This is a genomic window from Foetidibacter luteolus (assembly GCF_009650435.1).
GTDB classification, from domain to species: domain Bacteria; phylum Bacteroidota; class Bacteroidia; order Chitinophagales; family Chitinophagaceae; genus Foetidibacter; species Foetidibacter luteolus.
The window spans coordinates 1-18,845 of record NZ_VVIP01000024.1 but is presented as its reverse complement, the minus strand read 5'-3'; the positions used below and the strand labels follow the sequence as shown (position 1 = coordinate 18,845).

Genomic DNA, 18,845 nt, shown 5'->3' with positions numbered 1-18,845 from the left:
TTGCCCTCCTGTTTTGGGATTGCCGGTGCATCAAAGTGATGGGCGATAACCATTTCATTGATGCAGCCCATCACTTCAAGGCTCAGCCGTTCTCTTATCTCTACAAATAAGGTGGGTGAAAATGGCGCTTCATTGGTAAAACTGCTGTAGCCTAAAAAATACTGCATAAACACGTTTTCCTGTATCTGCTGTACCGTTTCACGGTCGCTGAGTTTCAGCATGTGTTTGATGATAACAGCACCTATAACAATCCTGCCGCTGATGGGCGGGCGGCCTTCGGAGGATTTAAAGCTCTTATTGTACTGATTGACCATCTGGTCCCAGGGCAGCAACCTGCTGAGGTTTACCCAGCGGTTCTCCCGGGTCAGCGCCTGCTCAAAAGGGGTTTCAAACCCGCATATTGTCAGTTGGTTAGGACTTACATACCCAGGCGTCCGTGCAGGCTTTTTGGGGTTATCCTTACGGTTTCCTTGCATCTGTTTTCAGCTTTTGCTGCAAAAAGATAATCATTTTCACCCGGTTAGATAAATCTGGAAGTTATTGGGCAAGCCCTACATAGCTTTGCCCGCAGGATACGTTACCATCATGATATACCCGTATGTAATACGCTATACTGCTGGTACAGTTTTCGTTTCCCTAAAAACTGACCTAAGGTTATAAGTCAAAATTTTAACCCTGCAAAGATTACGTTAACAGGCTACAATACTGCGGCCTGCATTAAGTATGCTTAACAGCTACAAACATTGACCTGTTTAAGAAATGTGAATAGTTTTCGGGTATTTGTCCGCCTGTATAGTTAAATTGTTCAAAAACACTGTGAAATCCTGCGTTGTGCAATGCATTTGTCAAATCTTTTTTGCAAAGCCAAAACGACCGGTTATTGTTGTATGATGCCCAAAGCAGTTTTTCAACTTTTTCCGTCTTTTCTTTCTTATTCCACTCTTTATACCACCGGCCTCTGTACCCTTCATTTTTTAACATGCTGGTTAACCTGAAATTTTTTTGATGTTCAAAAAGTCCTGTCCTCTTCTGAAGAGGTGCGATTAAGTAATTGTTTAAAAGGCCTAAATTATATCTGATATCCTGCTCAGGAGAAAAATGTGTATTTAACAACAACAGTTTATTCGTGCAATTACTCATGATATTAATGAAATTAACAGGATCATTCAGATGATACAATAATCCATAGCAGAGCACTATATCAAACTTCCCGTAATCAGGCAAATTTCTTACATCATCCTGGACAAAATTTAAGTTAGGTAAGCTAAGATTCGATTTGACATAGTTGCATTTGCTCAAATTTTCTTTCCGTGCTTCTATCCCCAAACTTTGAAAGCCCAGCCTGGCAAATTCAACGGTATATCCTCCCTCCAGGCAACCTAGATCTGCCACTCTCATTTTTGCCCTTGCTTCAATTGATTTTGGGAAGAAAAGATCAATTGTTTTTTCGATAGAAGTCCAAAGACCGCTATGAGATAATAATTCCTGGCTGTTGCCTAAAGTTTGGGTTCCGTTATTAAGCAGGATATTATGTGATGTAAAATTCATGAGTACATTTTTGTTTTGGGTAGTTAAAAATATGATGTTTGGGTTACATAAATGTGAATTTCTTATCGTTGTTAACAGAGAAAATAACTGTAAAAAAATGGGGAAAGCCGCTCTTATGCTGTCAGTTTGTTCTTACCGTAGAATTAATAACAACATAGATAATACTACCACATTTGTAATACAACACATTTCTCTCAAATTTTTTTATCCTCCAAGTACAGTTTTTCACCGCTGGCGGGTGCTAAGCAGTTCATTTTGCAGAGGCCTGTTTTCTTCTAAATAACCGTCCCTGCTTTTGAAAAATTATCAAGACAATCAGAACATTACAATTCACTTTACTGATTAGCTCATTGGGAAATCAATGTGTTTCGTTATTATTGTCTGTCTGAACCTGTAAAAACAGGAAAGTACAATCAAATTCAACAAATGCTTCCGGCAATCTCACCTTAATTTGTTTTCTTAAGAAAAAGACATTGATACCGCTTATTAACAATTTATGAGCCAGCACACCATTGGTAACAGCAATTACAACAGCCAGCAACTGTACGATGCAGATGAAACAATACCTGTGGGGTTTACTGTAAACGGAACGCACCACACATTGCAGCTTACAGCCGCTACAACCCTGCTGGATGCACTGCGGGAGTACATGCACCTTACCGGCACCAAAAAGGGCTGCGACCATGGCCAGTGTGGCGCCTGCACCGTACTGCTGAATGGCAAACGTGTGAACGCCTGCCTTATACTTGCCGTAACAAAAGATGGCGCAGACATTACTACCATTGAGGGCATAGCAACAGCGGATATGCTACACCCGCTACAGGCCGCTTTTATTGAGCACGATGCTTTTCAGTGCGGTTACTGTACACCCGGGCAAATCTGCTCAGCCCTGGGCATGCTGCAGGAAGGCAGGGCCAACACTGCGGAAGAAATAAGGGAATTAATGAGCGGCAATCTTTGCCGTTGCGGCGCTTACACCAATATTGTTGATGCTATACTGCAATACAAAAATGGAGGTGGCCGTGACTAAGTTTTCTTTTACCAAAGCAACAGATGCCAATGACGCGGTGTTAAAAGCCAGCAGCTTAACCAACGCCGCGTTTATTGCCGGTGGCACCAACCTTGTTGACCTGATGAAGGAAAACGTGGCCAGGCCCGGCGCCCTGGTTGATATAAACCAATTGCCCTTACATACCATTACGGAAACTGAAGAGGGTGGGCTTATGATTGGGGCATTGGTAACCAATGCTGCCACAGCTTACAACCCACTGGTTGAAAAACATTACCCGCTGTTATCAAAAGCTATACTGGCCGGGGCTTCGCCACAACTGCGCAATATGGCTACCGCCGGTGGCAACCTGCTGCAACGTACACGTTGTTACTATTTTTATGATACCGCCACAGCCTGCAACAAACGTAACCCGGGCAGCGGCTGCCCGGCCATTAATGGCTTTAACCGCATGCATGCCATATTGGGCGCCAGTGAAGCCTGCATAGCTGTGCACCCCAGCGACATGTGCATTGCGCTTGCCGCACTTAACGCCCGGATACATGTACTGGGAACTGGTGGAACAAGAACAATAGGCTTTAACGGCTTTCACCGCCTGCCCGCCGAAACACCGGAAGCAGAGAATAACCTGCAACCCGGCGAACTGATAACAGCAATTGAACTACCGGCTGAAGATTTCAGCAGCCACTATCAATACATTAAAGTGCGTGACCGTTCATCCTATGCCTTTGCGTTGGTGTCAGTTGCGGTGGCATTGCAAATGGATGGAAATATTATTAAAGAGGCAAGGTTAGCGTTGGGTGGTGTAGCTCACAAACCATGGCGTAACCCGGTAGTAGAAGAACACCTGCGCAACCAACAAATAAGTGCGCCCCTTTTACAGGACGCTGCGGAAATGATGCTGGCCGGCGCCCGGGGTTATGGCCACAACAATTTTAAGATTGAACTGGCCAAAAGGGTAATTATACGTGCCATAAATGAGGCGGCTGGAATTTTGTAGTTTTTAAGCCCGCTTTTTATAGTTAATAATGGCCCAGCCGTTTAAAGTAACAGCAAAAGCCAGCATGGTAAGCAGGTGTTTTTGAATATCCGCAAAGCCGCTGCCTTTTAGCACCACCATTCGCATCACTTCTATAAAATACGATACAGGATTGAACCTGGTTATCCACTGTGCCCATTTAGGCATGCTTTCAATAGAAGTATATAAGCCACCCATAAGAATAAAAATCATCATCATGAAAAAAGAAATAAGCATGGCCTGCTGCTGTGTGGCGGCATAGGTTGATAGCAGCAGGCCTAAGCCCAGCACAGCCAGCAGATATATGGCCGCAAAACCATAAATTACAAGAAAACTGCCGGTGGGTATAATACCGTAAGCCACCCTTGCAATGGTAAAGCCTACCGTTAACACTACTAGCCCCAGTACCCAGAAGGGTATGAGCTTGGCGAGTATAAACTCATGTTTTTTTACAGGCGTTACATTCATCTGTTCTATGGTGCCAATCTCTTTTTCTTTAACAATATTTAGAGCGGCCAGGTTAGCGCCTACCATAGTTAGCAGCAACACAATAATGCCCGGCACCATGAATATTTTGTAATTCATAAACGGGTTAAACCAGTTGGAGGAAGTAACGGCTATATTCAGCTCCGGGCTTAGCCGGGGCAGTTGTATCCATTTAAGTCTTACCTCCCGGTTATAATCGTTAATAATACTGCGCAGGTAAGCCCCGCCCAGGTTGGCTTTTGTTCCGTTAATGGCGTTTACAGAAATAAACAGTTCGCTTTCGTTTTCCTTTACCAGGTTACGCTCAAAGGAAGCCGGTATTTCCAGCACCAGGTCAGACTTATCCAGTTCAATCCGTTGCAAAGCCTGTTTGTAAGATGACGTGTACTCATCCAGGTGAAAGTACCCAGACGCCGTTATTTTGGAAATAAGCTGTCTTGAATAAGTGGAATGGTCTTTATCTACCACGCTCAGGTTGATATTCTTTATTTCATAATCTGCTGCCCAGGGCAATACCAGCAATTGTATGGCAGGCATCATAAAAATGATGCGCAGAATGGAAGGATCTCTGAATATCTGCCTGAACTCTTTCTGCAACAAAAAACGTAATGTTCTCATTTGAATATTTTGTTATTAGACAAGTCTTATTTTAAACTTTTTAATACTCAGCGCCAGCAGAAAAAACAACATGCCCGTAAGCACCAGTGTTTCTTTCCATACCGCTGCAAAGCCTACGCCTTTTATCATTACAGATTTTACGATAATGTAAAACCATTTGGCCGGAACAATATTCGATATAAGCTGCAGTGGCAAAGGCATGTTCTCAATCGGAAACATAAAACCGCTCAACATTACCGTGGGTAAAAACATACCTATCAATGCGATGAACATGGCTGTTTGCTGCGAATCTGTAGATGAAGAAATCAACAACCCAAAGCACAGGCAGGTAAGCGTGAACAAAATGCTTTCACTTACCAGCAGTGGCAAACTGCCGTTGATGGGTACATCCAGCACAAACACACTCAGCAATAAAATACTGGTAATGTTTACCACAGACAACAGCAGGTAAGGCACTGCTTTCGCCATCACTATTTTTAATGGCCGTATAGGAGAGACCAACATTATTTCCATGGTGCCCATTTCTTTTTCACGCACAATGGTTATAGCCGTCATCATGGTGCAAACCAACATCAGTACCATAGCCATAACGCCTGGCACAAAGCTGTAAGCGCCCTTCAACTGCGGGTTATACAGCATGCGCATTTCCGTGTGTATGCTGTAAGGTAATTTGCGGTTATCCGTAACCCTGTCCTGGTAATCCATAATGATGGATGTAGCGTAGTTGGTAACTGTATTGGCAAAGTTGGGGTCCGACGCATCGGCTACCAGTTGCACCTGGGCGGTGTTGAAATGTTGCAGGTCATCATTAAACCGTTGCGGAAAAACAACAGCCATTTTAACCGTACCTTTTTTAAAGGCCTTCTCTATCTCATCATAACTCTTTAGGTTAGCCACCACATCAAAATACTGGCTGGCATTTATTTCGTTGATGATGGCTGTAGTGGCAGGGTCTTTGGAGTTATCCAGTACTGCTACCCTGGCGTTCTTTACCTCATTGGTTAACGCGAAACCAAAAATGATGATTTGCACAATGGGCATACCCAACAGTATAAACATGGTACGTTTATCCCGCAGTATGTGGTGAAACTCTTTTTTTACAAATGACAGAAACTGTTTCATACCAGTATTTTAATCTGATTTATTTGATTGCCTGGTTGATTGTACAACCAAGGCTTTGGAATATTCGTTGTACCCATTTCCCCACTCGCCATTTACTATTCCCCACTTGCTTTTTTAGATACCAGCGATAGTTTTTCATGGAAGACTTCGTTGCGTCGCAATCCGTTCATCGCCTGGTTCATTGGGCGGCTTTTCAGCCCTTTTAGATTTTGGAAAGTCGGAGACTTTGCGCATAATGCTGCGAAGTCTGGAGACTTCGCAGAGCAGGCTTTTCATTTACCTCTTTCCGATAATAACCCTTTAACATATCGCACCTACGGCGTTCTATAAAAACTTTCGCTTCCCATCTACTAACGTGCCGCTCCTATGGAGCTTAACAGCCCTGTAACCAGCACTCAATATCCCGCAGCCTCTTTTCTTCCATACAGCCTCTAAGTATCTCAACAGACCGGCAACTGGTAACCGGCAACCGGCAACCTGCTCCTAATTATCACTTCTTGTTGCTTTGCGGGCCAGGTGCAAAAACACTTCATCCATACTGGTTACATTAAACTGTTTCTTTAAAGCATTGGGTGTATCCAACGCATCAATGCGTCCATCCACCATAATAGAAACGCGGTTACAGTATTCCGCTTCGTCCATGTAGTGGGTAGTAACAAAAATGGTTACACCTTCGGCGGCGGCATGGTAAATCATGTTCCAGAACTCACGGCGGGTAACCGGGTCAACACCGCCGGTAGGCTCGTCAAGGAAAACAATTTGCGGTTCGTGAAACACCGCCACAGAAAAAGCCAGCTTCTGCTTCCAGCCTAAGGGCAGTGAGCCTACCAGCTTATTGGCTTCTGCCTCCAGGTGCAGTTGCTGCAGCAGCCTTGCCGTTTTTTCTTTGATGAACGCGTTGCTTTTGCCGTAAATACCTGCATACAACCGGATGTTTTCTTTAACAGTCAAATCCTCGTACAGGGAAAACTTTTGGCTCATGTAACCAATATTTCGTTTGATGTGTTCTGTTTGCTTATACACATCAAAACCTGCAACGGCGGCCTTGCCGGATGTGGGTAACGATAAACCGCAGAGCATGCGCATAGCGGTAGTTTTGCCTGCCCCATTGGCGCCGAGAAAGCCGAATATCTCGCCTTTGTTAACCTCGAAAGAAATAGCATCAACAGCGGTAAAATCACCAAAGCGTTTGGTAAGCTGTTCTACCTGTATAGCTTTATCGTTTTGCATGAATAGTTATTTTGCTGGTTCGTTTTTCATCAGGGCCATAAAACAGTCTTCAATGTTGGGTACAGCGTCAAAGGCTTCTGCATTGTTCTGTCTTAAATGCTGTTCAAGCCGGGCCTTCTCGGTGCCGTTCTGCATTACTACATGGTGGTATTCCCCAAATGGATAAGCATCCACTACGCCGGTATCGGCCTTTAAATCATTCAGCAGTTGTAGCATATTGCTGTTCCTGGCGGCCAGCAAGGGGTGTTTAAATTCGTTAATAGTGCCCTGCGGTGTATCAACAGATAATAACCGGCCGTTTTGCATTAACGCTACCGTATCGCACATACCCGCTTCATCCATGTAAGGTGTGGAAACCAATATGGTAATGCCCTGCTGTTTTAATTTTTTCAGCATTTCCCAAAACTCTTTTCTTGATACAGCATCTACACCTGTGGTAGGCTCATCCAGGAAGAGCACGGAGGGGCGGTGTATCAATGCGCAGCTTAATGCCAGCTTCTGTTTCATGCCGCCGGACAGCTTGCCTGCCATTCTTTTTTTAAAGGGCTCTATTTGGGAATAGATGTCTTTTACCAGGTCGTAGTTTTCGCTGATGCTGGTATTAAAAATGGTGGCGAAAAACTCCAGGTTTTCTTCTACGGTTAAATCAGGATACAGAGAAAACCTGCCCGGCATGTATCCCACCCTTTTACGTATGGCTTTGTAGTCTTTTACCACATCAAAACCATCTACTGTGGCAGAGCCTTCTTCTGCCAGCAATAAAGTTGTAAGAATGCGGAACAACGAAGTTTTACCTGCGCCATCGGGCCCGATGATGCCATACAAAGCACCCTGCTCTACTTCAAAAGAAATACCATGCAATGCCTGTACTGTTTCTTTTTTAGTGCCGTATTTTTTTACGATGTTATTTACTGTAACTGCTTTCATGTTATCTCTGCCCTAAGGAGCATTTTTTGTGGGGCTGCGTCAGCTTATTTGCAAAAGGCATGTTTGACCTCACCCCCAACCCCTCTCCGAAGGAGAGGGGCAGATCTTGCTATGCAAGCTGCTCTAAGATTGTAGAACCTTAACCCAAACAACACTTTCTTTTTTACATTTTACACTGCCGCCTGCCTTTGCATCACCAGCCTTTTACACAATGGCGCATAGAATTACCGGACGTACAAGTGAGTGACACAACGGAAGCTCATAGTAGCAATCCTGCCGGGTACATAGAAATTTTTCCCGATATGCTTATACCACTTGCCGGATTAGTTAAATTTTACCTCTCCGTACATGCCTATTTTTAAATAGCCATCGTTCTTCACTTTAATCTTTATGGCGTATACCAGGTTGGCACGTTCATCTTTTGTCTGGATGGTCTTAGGCGTAAACTCCGCTTTGTCTGATACCCACACAATTTTGCCGGGATATTCTTTGTATTCGCTTTTTGATTTATCTATAAAAACTTTAACCGGCTGGCCAAGTTTTACAGCAGGCAACTGTATGCCTGTGATGTAGGCCCGCAGCGTAAGAGTATCCAGGTTGGCAATTTTATACAGCGCCTTGCCGGCAGATGTAACCTCCCCTTGCATGGCATATTTGGTTAACACTGTACCAGATAAAGGATTAACGATTTGTCCTTTATTAATTTGTTCCTGCACCTGCGCGGCAGATTTTTCCAGCGGATTTTTTTCGCTGAATACGCTCCTGTTTTTGGTGGCTATATCAGATTCGTAAAGCGCTATCTGCTGGCGTGTAACGGCAATGCTTTTTTCCAGTTGGTCAATTTGCGATGTAAGGTCATCCAGTTGTTTTTGCGTAGCGGCATCAGCTTTTACCAGGTTCTCGGTCCTTGTCTTTTCACGCAACTGCTGCTGTAACTGAGATTCCTGCACAGCAAGCTGCTTTTTAACAAGATTAATTTGCGGGGCCGGGTTAGTGGTTTTGTCTGAGAGGGATTGAATGGTGGCTTCTACCTGTTCTTTTTGCAGCAACAGGTTGGTAATATCTATGTTGCCCACTACGCTGCCCTTGGAAAGCGTATCGCCTTCCTGTACATTAAAGCTTATAAGCCTGCCATTTTGTTCGGCAGAAACAATCACTTCATCTTCTTCAAAATTTCCCGATGCATCAAACTGGTTATCGCCGTTTCCGCAGGATGCCAGCAACACCGCCATGATAAGTATGGTTGACAATGATTTCATAATAGTCGTCATTTATATTTTGTTTAGTTACCTGATGTTGTTTTGTGGTTGTACTGTGCCTGCAGCAATTGCACCTGGTGCAATATCATGTTTTGTTTGGCCTGGTCTTCCGCATTAAGCTGCGTGATAAAATCGTGGGGGGTAATAACACCGTTTTCCAGTTGTGCATGGGCGGCGTTTTTTACAGAAGTTCTTAACGCTACAATCTCGTTGTCTTTGGCCAGCAGTTGCTGATACTTTACAATATCCGCATTTTGCTGCGTTAGCGTAAGCTTTGTATTAAAAAGAAAAACCTCCTTCTGTATATCCAGGTTTTTGCGGCCTATTTCTGTGAGTCGCCTGTCGTTCTTTTTTGTGTATAAGCCCGCCAGTGACCAGTTGAGCCTTAGCCCGCCGATATAATAGGTAGAAAAGCCATTATCCAGCATATTAAGGCCAGGCCTGCCATAGCCACCCTGCGCAAACAACTGCAGTTTTGGTCTTAGGCCTGCCGCTATCATTTTGTCCTGTATATCAAAACTTCTTTTTTGATAATCGAATAACGATAGTTCCGGCCTTGTAATACTGTCTGATGTAAGCAGCGCCTGCGGCTGTTGCAGCGCAGTAGTTTCTTCCAGCGGTTCGTTAATAAACCGGCCAAGCATAGCCAGGTAAGCCTTTCTTGTAGCCAGCAACTCGGTGCGGTTTTGCTCCACATTCAGCAACTCTGCTTTTAGTTCATCTACATTACTGCGAAAAGCGGTTCCATTGTTTACCAGTGCCTGTACTTTACCAATGCCATTCTCCACATCCTTTTGCTGCAGGCTGTTTTGCTTAAGGCGCTCATCAATAAGCAATGCGCCAAAAAACAATTGGTTAATACGTTCCTTAAGCGCATACAGGTTTACTTCCAGGTTTTGTTCGTCAATGGCTGCGGTTGTTTCTTTGGCCTGCTGCTGGTATTTTATATTGCCACCATCGTACAAGGTTTGCGTGGCTTCAGCATAAATTTTATACTGGTCTTTCGCCAGCACCGGTATGTTTACATCTGGCAGTTTAATGGGTACCTGTGTAACATCAGACTGGTAGGTAGCCTGGCCGTTGATGCCCAGCTGGGGCAGGTAACCTTTAGCGGCATTTTCTACCGAAAATTCTTTTGTTTTTTGAATTAGCCCGTACTGCTTTACCAAAGGGTAATATTGCTTTGCCTTAGCATAGCAATCATCAATGGTAAGCATGGCGGGCTGCGCCGCTACACCTGCCGAGATGCTTACCAATGCGAGCAACTGAAAAAAATGCTTCATATAATCACAATTGTTATTAGACTTAATCAACCTGTTTAACCGTTTGGTTAATACAGGGGTAAAAAAATTTATTTCTTTATTGACTCAATAATAAACCGGGGCACTTCTTTTTTACGCTGCTCCATCAACATTGTAAACTGCTCGTTAGTGAGGCCGGTAACGCCCTGCAGCATGGGTTTGGCAACAAAAGGAAAAACGCACATAGCCAACAGGTTCATCAGCAAATGCAAGGGGTGTACAGGCTTTATATTACCCCGTGCAACTTCTTCATTTATTTGTGCCACCACTTTTTCGATGTTTGGTTTTTTATCTCCCCACACCTGTTTAACAAAAGTGTCGGGCTGTTTATTTAACTCATTCAGCACAAACAAGGGTATGTAAGGGTTCTTCATTACGTTATCAATATACTCGCTGCTAAAAACCTCAATCTTTTCAAACAATGTAAGGTCCGATTCAAAAATGGCCGTCATGCGAGGAATAAATCGTTGCGCTATTTCTCTAAAAATGGTTTCAAACAGCTTCTCCTTGCTCCTGAAATAATAATGCAATAATGCTTTGTTGATGCCCGCTTCATTGGCAATATCCTGCATCCGGGCGCCTGCCATGCCCCTAGTGATAAATACCTTCTTGGCTGCCTCCAAAATCCTGGCTTCGGTAGTATGTTCTTCGCTCATTTAACCTTTTAGTTTAACCAAATGGTTAACAAAAGTAAATAGCTTATACATGCTGGCCAAATTTTTACAGCGAAATTTCTGATATAATTTTTAACCGCTTCCCATATCATGCATTCCTGCCTAAGATGGTACAGCACCAAAGTACTTCGTACTCCAACCTTGGTATTTGCTTTGGAGGTGCCCCCAAGCTGCGCAAGGGGTCGGGCTTTCCACTATTACTCCGCCACAAAGCCTGGCGGCGATGGCTTCAGCGGGGTAACCGTTTCAATCCCTCACCCACAGGTGAAACAGGCTGCTTTTTTGCAGGCAGGCTGTTGCGGGTATTAAGAATGAAGCACGAGATACGTTTATGCAAAAAGTTGTTCATTGCAATTTGTAGCCGGGCTAAAAGATGCCAGGAAAAACCGGGTGATGAAGCGATTGAGGAGCCAGCCAGGAATTACCAAAGCCAGTAAAAAAATGTTCTTTGCCTGTATTTTTCAGTAAGTAGAAGTAAATGTTAGCGTATAAAAATTAACCCCCACAGGCAAAAATTTTGTGTTAAAGGAGGCTGTTGCTGTTAGAAATTCGGTGTTTGCTAAAAAATTGGGCTGTCTGGACCTGTTTATTTTAAGTATTTTAATTAGTTGATTATAAACAACTTAGGTAATATATGCATAAAAAGTATCTGAGCGTTTAAAATTTTAAGGTGCTTTTTGCTGTGAAATAGCGTCTTTTCTTTAGAAAAAATCTTCTAAAATGGCAATGTGCTGAGAAACTCTCTAAAAAGCCTGGTGCTATAGCGGATAAAATTCAACAAAAAAACCGGCCTATTAAAGAATAATAAAAAACTAATGTTCATTTGCTTGGTATATGAAAAATCCCTTATTTCGCAATCTTTAACTAATTGTTAAAACAGACAAGACATAAAAAAATTAGTTTAAAAGCATCTTTTTAGTTGCTAAAGCTGTCTTAACAAAAGCCCGTGAAATCTTCTGAGAAAACTACTACAAGAAAAATCTACTACTAAGCAGTACGGCTATAAGGCCGGTAACTGTTCCAGGAAAAATCTACTAATAATTGGCAGTATGGCTATAGAGGCCGTAACTGTTGAGAGAAATTTTATTACATGTGTAGTTTAGAAATGTAATTGCTACACAATTCGGGAAAAGTACTACTAACAAGTTTTAATCAAAATTTTAAACAAAACTGGTGTTTATGAGAAAACTGTTAGTCTTGCTATGCATGTGCTTCACAGCCGTGGGACTATTCGCCCAAAACCGGGTACTGTCAGGAAAGATTACTGACGATAACGGTCAGCCTGTAGATGGAGCTTCTATTCAAATTAAAGGAACTAGTACAGGTACCACTTCAGACAAGGATGGCAATTTCAGAATTTCGGTAAAAAGTGGCAACGTGCTTGTGATTAGTGCAATAAACTTTGCACCGTTAGAAGTTACGGTAAGCCAGCAAAATGAGTTGAACGTGAGGCTTTCTGCAACTACGGCAACTGTAGAAGAGGTTGTAGTAACTGCCGCAGGTATCAAAAGGGCGGATAAGTCGCTTGGTTATTCAGTTGCAAAAGTAGATCCGGCAACTTTGTTACAAAAGTCAGAGCCGGATGTATTGAAAGCTTTGCAAGGTAAAGTTCCCGGTGTGGATATCCGCACATCCCAGGGTACACCAGGCGCTGCCACCCGCATACAGATAAGGGGAAATTCTTCTTTCTTCGGTAACAACCAGCCGTTGATTGTAGTAGATGGTGTGCCTTATAGTAACGACCAGGTTACTACCAGCAGCCAAACATCTGGCGGTACGGCCTACTCCAGCGGTATAGCCAACTTAGATCCCAATGATATAGCCTCCATGAACGTACTGAAAGGTGCTTCTGCGTCGGCTTTGTATGGCTCACGAGCGTTAAATGGGGTAATTCTTATAACAACTAAATCAGGAAGTGCTGCAAAAAGCAGAAAAGGGCTTGAAATTAATGCAAAGAGTGCAGTATCAATGGAGAGGATAGCTAACCTTCCTACTTATCAAAATGAATATGGCCCGGGATCGCAGTTTAATTATAGTAATTCAAATGGATCATGGGGCCCCGCTTTTAAAGACCTGGATTCTATTCCGGTATGGAATGATTATTTGAATGCATATCCCGAATTGTTTCCTTCATCAGGTAATATGGCATACAGAGCTGTTCCAAACAATGTGAAAGACTTGTTTAGAACAGGCGTAGTGTATGAAAACTCAATAGGTTTTAATGGTGGTGATGAGAAAAGTTCTGTCGCTTTAACTGCATCTCAACTATCTCATAATGGCTATGTGGAGAATTCCTCTTACAAAAGGTACAATATCGGTGTTGGAGGTGCAACAAAGCTAAGTATGGGTCTGAATATTCGTGGAAACTTCAGCTATGCAAATTCTGTTCAAAAAGGCGGTTATTTTGGTGAAAATCAGGTAGATGGGGCTGCTTCGTTGTTTGCGAGGTCACTGTTTCTTGGACGTAACTGGGATTTAAACTTACCCTATCAGGATAAAGCAGGTGTTCCTTTGATTCCTAATGGCGGAGGGCAGTTTGACAATCCGCATTGGTCTGCGCTTCACAATGTGGCCAATACTGATGAGGAAAGGTTTATTGCCGGATTTCATGCCGACTTTAATATCAACAAGTGGGTAAAAGTTGACTACAATTTTGGAAGCAACGTAAACTCTCTTAAAAGAAGAGAAATTACTGATAAGTTTTCAAGAGCAGCAGGTGGTCTGGGGAGAATCGTAATAGACAATTACAGGATGCATGAATTGCAGAGTGACCTGTTGATTACTTTCACGCCTGATTTAGGAAGTGACTTCAGTTTGAGAGCAGTAATAGGACAAAGTTATAATCAGCGTACAAGCACAAGGCAGGCAAATACAGGGAACATCTTTATTGTACCTGGGATATACTCACTAACAAATACATCTCAGCGCAGTTTTGATCTGGATAATTTTTCCAGGCGAAGGATTATCGGTGCTTTCGCCGACTTTACCTTAGGGTATAGAAATTATTTGTTCTTAAACCTCACAGGTCGCAATGACTGGTCTTCAACTTTACCTCCAGCAAATCGCAGCTATTTCTATCCTGCAGTAAATGCTTCCTTTGTGTTCACAGATGCATTTAAAATTCAGAGCAATATAATAGACTACGGTAAAGTAAGAATTGGATGGGCCAAAGTGGGTAGCGATACTGATCCTTACCAGCTTCAGGATGTATTCGTTTTAGGACAAAATTTTCTTGGTCAGCCGACCGGGTCCAGGTCTGATATAGCTTATGATGCAAACTTAAAGCCTGAATTTGCAAAGGAACTTGAAATTGGAACTCAATTGAGCTTCCTGAAAAGAAAAATTGAAATTGATTTTACCTGGTATAATAAGACTGCAGCTGACCAGATTGCACCAATAACAACGGCTGTAACAACCGGTTTCAATCAGTTATTAACAAACTTTGGCGAAGTAAACAACAAGGGTGTTGAAATAGGGTTGACATTAAGACCAATTCAAACAAAAGATTTCGGATGGGAAATCCGCGGTGCGTTTACAAAAAATAAAAATACAGTTGTTAAGCTGATCGAAGGCATTGAAGAGATCCAACTGAGAGGAGTGTTGACAGGAATAAGCCCTTACCTGAAAGCAGGAATGCCTTTTGGTTATTTACGTGGCACAAAGTCACTAAGGGATGACCAGGGAAATCTTTTGATAAATCCGAATACAGGGGGCATGATTGTCTCCGGGGATGAAGATATCATAGGAGATCCTAACCCAGACTGGAAATTAGGTGTTACCAATACATTTACTTATAAAGGTTTTTTCCTCAATGCATTATTTGATATGACTAAAGGCGGAGATATGTATTCTGTAACAGTAAGTTCCTTGTTGGGCCGTGGCGTTACACAAGATACCAGGGACAGGCAGACCGCGTGGATAATACCCGGTGTATATGCTGATTTATCGGCGGATCCTGTAAAGCCGCTATTAGATGGTGCGGGTAAGCCAATACCAAACCATACAGCCATTACAACCAATGACCTGTATTTCTCTCCAAATGCTACTACAGGTGCAACTTTTGCAATAAACACTGCAAGTGAGTGGAATGTATATGATGCTACTGTGTACAGGGTCAGGGAGCTTTCATTAGGATATGAATTTCCTAAGAGCATGTTTAAAAAATTACCAATAGGCTCTTTAACATTGAGTGTTACGGGTAGAAATTTATGGTACCTGGCGCCCAACATGCCTAAATACACAAATTTTGACCCAGAGGTTAACTCTTTTGGATCCACTACAACGCAGGGCATCGAACTGTCTGCTGCGCCTACTACCAGAAGATACGGCATCAATTTGAATGTAACTTTCTAATAAGACAATGTTTGCTTTAAGAGATAATGTTAATATGTTAAATATGAAAATAAAAAATCTGAAATATATCATACCGGTCACAATGTTAGTCTTTGCAAGCTCATGCAAAAAAACATTGGATATAAATGATAATCCAAATGACCCGGTAACGCTTGAAGCTTCGCGTTTACTGCCGAATGTTGAAAGAAATCTTGGTGATTGTTTTTCCGTAGGTGGATCCGGAGCACGGTATGACGGAACTGTGTTTGTTGGTGGAATAGGTGAGGTACTGGAAGTGTACACACACCGGATAACTACACGGGAGGAACCTGATCAGTACGGAGCTACAGGTAATGAATTTTACATCAACAATACCTGGAGCAACGTTTATCTTGAAGTGGTATCCAACCTTGAAGTGATTATTGCTGAATCTACCGAAAAGGGCAATCCCCGATACGCAGGAATTGGTAAGATTTTAAAGGCATATACTTTCAGTCTGTTGGTAGATATTTTCGGCGATGTGCCGTATTCTGAAATTAATCAATTGAAGCAAGGTGTTTATCCGAAATTTGACCAGGGGAAAGACATTTATCCTCAGTTATTTACTTTGCTTGATGAAGGAATCAGTGAGGTGCGCACTCATGAAAATGATAATGTAACAATACCAGCACTGGACGATGTTATTTACAAAGGAGATACAACTAAGTGGATAAAAGCAGCTAATACTATCAAGTTGAAATTATACAATCAACTTCGTAAAGTTCAGGATGTCTCGGCTGAAGTTAGCACCATATTAAACAGCGGTAAAATTATCAGCAGTGCGTCTGAAGATTTTCTTGTACCGTGCGGTCCGAATGGCGCTACTGATGACAGAAACACCGGCTATGACGATTATAAAGCCACACAACGTTCTCAACACATCAGTCCCTGGTTCTATGAAATTTTAAAGGGATACAATCCAAATATAAACACAGGAATAGAAGACCCAAGGATACCTTACTACATTTATAACCAGTTAACGCCCAATGAAACCGGTGGAACAATAGGTTTTCAAACTGAATATAGAGATGGCGCATTTGTCTCTATTTATTTTGGTTCAGTAGGCCAGGACAGGGACAGGAATCAGCAAAATAATATCAGTGTTCTTGGAATTTATCCCGTAGGTGGCAGGTACGATGATGGTTCCGGAGCAACTGCCAATACCAATAGCGGAACAGGCGCAGCACCCTACCGGTTTATTACTTATGCGGATCGCTTATATATAGAAGCCGAGTTAATTCAGGCAGGTGTAATTGCCGGAGACGCCAAAGCCAAATTCCAGGCTGCGGTAGAAGAATCTTTTAACCAAGTTGATTATATAATCAAAACCTATGTAAACCCTACACAAACGGTACCAACGCTAGCTGGCACCAATGCCGTTCAGAATTACGTTGACGATATCATGGCAAATTTTGATGCGGCTTCCGCAACTAAGAAAATGGAATATATCATAACTCAAAAATGGATATCCAGCTTTGGAAGTTCAGTAGATGCATACACAGATTATCGGAGGACAGGATTCCCTATTTTGTTCGATCCCAAAAATCCGCAAATGGCGCCGGGAGGTTTTGTACAACCGCCAATTGATGGTAATCCGGATTTGCCTGGTGCTCAAAAACCAGTACCTGTTTTGTTAAGTTTACCTTATCCTGCTTCTTTGCCATGGGACGAAGCAGAGTTAACAGCAAATCCCAACGCCCCCGATCAAAAAACACCAGGCACCTTTAAAGTATTCTGGATGCCTTAAAATGTGAATCTTAAAAAAGAAAGTATGAAAAAAATATCAGGCCTATATATAGTAATTGTAATGGCGGTATTGTTTGGTTGCCGGAAAGATGACAACTCAAAATTACCCCAGCTTACAAGAGTGCCCATTCCAAAGGTTACAAAAGAAGCTGGCTCCAGCCAAACAATTAAAGTGAGCGCTTTAAGCACTTTTGCGGGAAAAATAGTGGTGGATAAATTCTTTGCTACAGATATTTCTCCTAAGAAGTACGATGTCGTTATTATAAAAAATGCAGATAAGTCTGTAGTGAAAACAATCCAGGCTGACATCACTAGTTTTCCTGCTACAGTGAATTTGACTGCTGACATGCTAAGCAGTTTATTTGGAGAACCTGTAGTTACATGTGATTTTTTTGATGTTGGAGTGAATGTAACTACGGCTGATGGAACCTTATATCAGGCGTTCCCGGCTACAGGAGTAGCTTATGGTGCTGGTGTTGCAGCTCAGGGTGGAGCAAGTCTTACCACCAGATATAACACAGAAGTAGAATTTAACTCCGCAGAATACTCGGGTGACTTTGAAGTAGTAACAGATGAATGGGAAGATTACGAACCAGGAACTGTAATACCAGTTACGGTGATTAACGATCACCAGGTTTCCTTTGAATATGATGCTTTGGAAGCGAAGCCTATTATTGTGGACGTAGATTTGGCGACTTTGAAGACAAAGGTTGTAAAACAGGTATATGGCACGTATAACTGGCCTTACGGCGATGCTTCTGTTGAAAGTGTAGACGGTAGTGCGGACAATTATGTAGCGCCTTGTGAAGGTGTATTAAGTGTTAGGCTCGAACATACCGTGGCTGCTGGTTCTTTTGGTGACTTTGCAATAGTGCTGAAAAGAAAAGAATAAAGCAGTGATAGCATGAATCTCTTTAATGGTGCTGCCAAATATTTTTGGTCAGCACCATTTATAGTTTGAATATATCCTTTTTTGATCACAAGTGGGTCAAAACAAACATGATGTTCTAATAAAAGCGCATCTTCATATTTTAAAGAGATTAGCAAGTAGTTCCTCCTCAAGCGAGAACGACAATTCTGTTTAAAGAAGCCTTTCTTTTAGTGTTTAAACGCATTATGATTGAGGTTAGATTCAGTACTAAGGAAATAGCCTTGGGCGTCGGTTATTACGTTGCATGCAATCATTTTCGAGTTCATGAGCAGCTTTTCAGGTCAACATAGGATCTGAAAAAATATTAACGCAAAAAATTTAATGTCTCTACTTTTTGGCGGAATGAAAAAGATATTTTTACTTCTCCAGCGATAAGTACCATTAGAAAACAACAACCACTAAATCAATATTCAACTGAAGAACTCTGCTTATAGCCCAGCCCTGGTAGCGGTAATGATAGTAATCATCCCCCTGCTTGTCCTGACAGTACCCACTTACAGTCAGCGTTCATCTGCTTCAGATTCTTCTCAAAACATTTTACCGGAAAACGTTTCAGAAAAGTCATTAAATGCCATCGAAGGCAAATATGCCGGCCTTACTTCCTC

At 42.4% G+C, this 18,845-nt stretch carries 14 protein-coding genes; 5 read left to right on the top strand and 9 right to left on the bottom strand.

Annotated elements, in window-relative coordinates; genetic code table 11:
- On the bottom strand, positions 1-476 hold a 476-nt coding region (locus F0364_RS07265), incomplete at its 3' end, for a transposase (RefSeq protein ID WP_207632557.1).
- Positions 477-717: 241 nt separating this feature from the next.
- A complete protein-coding gene (locus F0364_RS07260) occupies positions 718-1,548 on the bottom strand; it encodes a class I SAM-dependent methyltransferase (protein ID WP_153797107.1) in 831 nt (276 codons plus the stop codon).
- Between the two features lie 496 nt (positions 1,549-2,044).
- On the opposite strand from F0364_RS07260, the gene F0364_RS07255 reads away from it, so the two are divergent.
- Together F0364_RS07255 and F0364_RS07250 are read left to right on the top strand one after the other, a co-directional pair.
- Positions 2,045-2,578 carry a (2Fe-2S)-binding protein gene (locus tag F0364_RS07255; protein ID WP_153797106.1) on the top strand — a complete coding sequence of 178 codons (534 nt, stop codon included), beginning with the start codon at positions 2,045-2,047 and terminating at the stop codon, positions 2,576-2,578.
- Positions 2,571-3,557, top strand: coding sequence for an FAD binding domain-containing protein (locus F0364_RS07250; protein ID WP_207632556.1), 987 nt, complete (start codon positions 2,571-2,573; stop codon positions 3,555-3,557). The genes F0364_RS07255 and F0364_RS07250 overlap by 8 nt, the downstream gene beginning before the upstream one ends.
- A gap of 3 nt (positions 3,558-3,560) precedes the next feature.
- Here F0364_RS07250 and F0364_RS07245 read toward each other — a convergent pair whose 3' ends face one another.
- The 7 genes from F0364_RS07245 to F0364_RS07215 form a co-directional block, all read right to left on the bottom strand.
- Positions 3,561-4,679 (bottom strand): ABC transporter permease, encoded by a 1,119-nt coding sequence (locus F0364_RS07245; protein ID WP_153797104.1) that lies wholly within the window; start codon positions 4,677-4,679, stop codon positions 3,561-3,563.
- Between the two features lie 15 nt (positions 4,680-4,694).
- Positions 4,695-5,801 carry an ABC transporter permease gene (locus F0364_RS07240; RefSeq protein WP_153797103.1) on the bottom strand — a complete coding sequence of 369 codons (1,107 nt, stop codon included), beginning with the start codon at positions 5,799-5,801 and terminating at the stop codon, positions 4,695-4,697.
- Positions 5,802-6,284: 483 nt separating this feature from the next.
- The gene (locus F0364_RS07235) at positions 6,285-7,031 is read right to left on the bottom strand and encodes an ABC transporter ATP-binding protein (protein ID WP_153797102.1); all 747 of its coding nucleotides are present in this window, start codon (positions 7,029-7,031) and stop codon (positions 6,285-6,287) included.
- A 6-nt stretch (positions 7,032-7,037) separates the two neighbouring features.
- Positions 7,038-7,958, bottom strand: a complete 921-nt coding sequence (locus F0364_RS07230; protein ID WP_153797101.1) for an ABC transporter ATP-binding protein — start codon at positions 7,956-7,958, stop codon at positions 7,038-7,040.
- A 323-nt stretch (positions 7,959-8,281) separates the two neighbouring features.
- The gene (locus tag F0364_RS07225) at positions 8,282-9,217 is read right to left on the bottom strand and encodes an HlyD family secretion protein (RefSeq protein WP_153797100.1); all 936 of its coding nucleotides are present in this window, start codon (positions 9,215-9,217) and stop codon (positions 8,282-8,284) included.
- Between the two features lie 23 nt (positions 9,218-9,240).
- Positions 9,241-10,500 carry a TolC family protein gene (locus tag F0364_RS07220; protein ID WP_153797099.1) on the bottom strand — a complete coding sequence of 420 codons (1,260 nt, stop codon included), beginning with the start codon at positions 10,498-10,500 and terminating at the stop codon, positions 9,241-9,243.
- Positions 10,501-10,568: 68 nt separating this feature from the next.
- A complete protein-coding gene (locus F0364_RS07215; RefSeq protein WP_153797098.1) occupies positions 10,569-11,174 on the bottom strand; it encodes a TetR/AcrR family transcriptional regulator in 606 nt (201 codons plus the stop codon).
- Positions 11,175-12,371: 1,197 nt separating this feature from the next.
- Here F0364_RS07215 and F0364_RS07210 point away from each other — a divergent pair.
- Genes F0364_RS07210 through F0364_RS07200 form a run of 3 tightly spaced genes read left to right on the top strand, consistent with a single transcriptional unit; the run spans position 12,372 to position 18,201 of the window.
- Positions 12,372-15,545 (top strand): SusC/RagA family TonB-linked outer membrane protein, encoded by a 3,174-nt coding sequence (locus F0364_RS07210; RefSeq protein ID WP_153797097.1) that lies wholly within the window; start codon positions 12,372-12,374, stop codon positions 15,543-15,545.
- A 43-nt stretch (positions 15,546-15,588) separates the two neighbouring features.
- On the top strand, positions 15,589-17,310 hold the full coding sequence (locus tag F0364_RS07205) for a SusD/RagB family nutrient-binding outer membrane lipoprotein (protein WP_153797096.1): 1,722 nt from the start codon (positions 15,589-15,591) through the stop codon (positions 17,308-17,310).
- Positions 17,311-17,334: 24 nt separating this feature from the next.
- The gene (locus F0364_RS07200; RefSeq protein ID WP_153797095.1) at positions 17,335-18,201 is read left to right on the top strand and encodes a hypothetical protein; all 867 of its coding nucleotides are present in this window, start codon (positions 17,335-17,337) and stop codon (positions 18,199-18,201) included.
- The last annotated feature ends 644 nt before the right edge of the window (positions 18,202-18,845 follow it).

What these genes read in the sequence shown, in the direction of transcription:
- F0364_RS07260 (WP_153797107.1), bottom strand. Translation starts at nt 1,548, where the DNA reads ATGAATTTTACATCACATAATATCCTGCTTAATAACGGAACCCAAACT.
- F0364_RS07255 (WP_153797106.1), top strand. Translation starts at nt 2,045, where the DNA reads ATGAGCCAGCACACCATTGGTAACAGCAATTACAACAGCCAGCAACTG.
- F0364_RS07245 (WP_153797104.1), bottom strand. Translation starts at nt 4,679, where the DNA reads ATGAGAACATTACGTTTTTTGTTGCAGAAAGAGTTCAGGCAGATATTC.
- F0364_RS07240 (WP_153797103.1), bottom strand. Translation starts at nt 5,801, where the DNA reads ATGAAACAGTTTCTGTCATTTGTAAAAAAAGAGTTTCACCACATACTG.
- F0364_RS07235 (WP_153797102.1), bottom strand. Translation starts at nt 7,031, where the DNA reads ATGCAAAACGATAAAGCTATACAGGTAGAACAGCTTACCAAACGCTTT.
- F0364_RS07230 (WP_153797101.1), bottom strand. Translation starts at nt 7,958, where the DNA reads ATGAAAGCAGTTACAGTAAATAACATCGTAAAAAAATACGGCACTAAA.
- F0364_RS07225 (WP_153797100.1), bottom strand. Translation starts at nt 9,217, where the DNA reads ATGAAATCATTGTCAACCATACTTATCATGGCGGTGTTGCTGGCATCC.
- F0364_RS07220 (WP_153797099.1), bottom strand. Translation starts at nt 10,500, where the DNA reads ATGAAGCATTTTTTTCAGTTGCTCGCATTGGTAAGCATCTCGGCAGGT.
- F0364_RS07215 (WP_153797098.1), bottom strand. Translation starts at nt 11,174, where the DNA reads ATGAGCGAAGAACATACTACCGAAGCCAGGATTTTGGAGGCAGCCAAG.
- F0364_RS07210 (WP_153797097.1), top strand. Translation starts at nt 12,372, where the DNA reads ATGAGAAAACTGTTAGTCTTGCTATGCATGTGCTTCACAGCCGTGGGA.
- F0364_RS07205 (WP_153797096.1), top strand. Translation starts at nt 15,589, where the DNA reads ATGAAAATAAAAAATCTGAAATATATCATACCGGTCACAATGTTAGTC.
- F0364_RS07200 (WP_153797095.1), top strand. Translation starts at nt 17,335, where the DNA reads ATGAAAAAAATATCAGGCCTATATATAGTAATTGTAATGGCGGTATTG.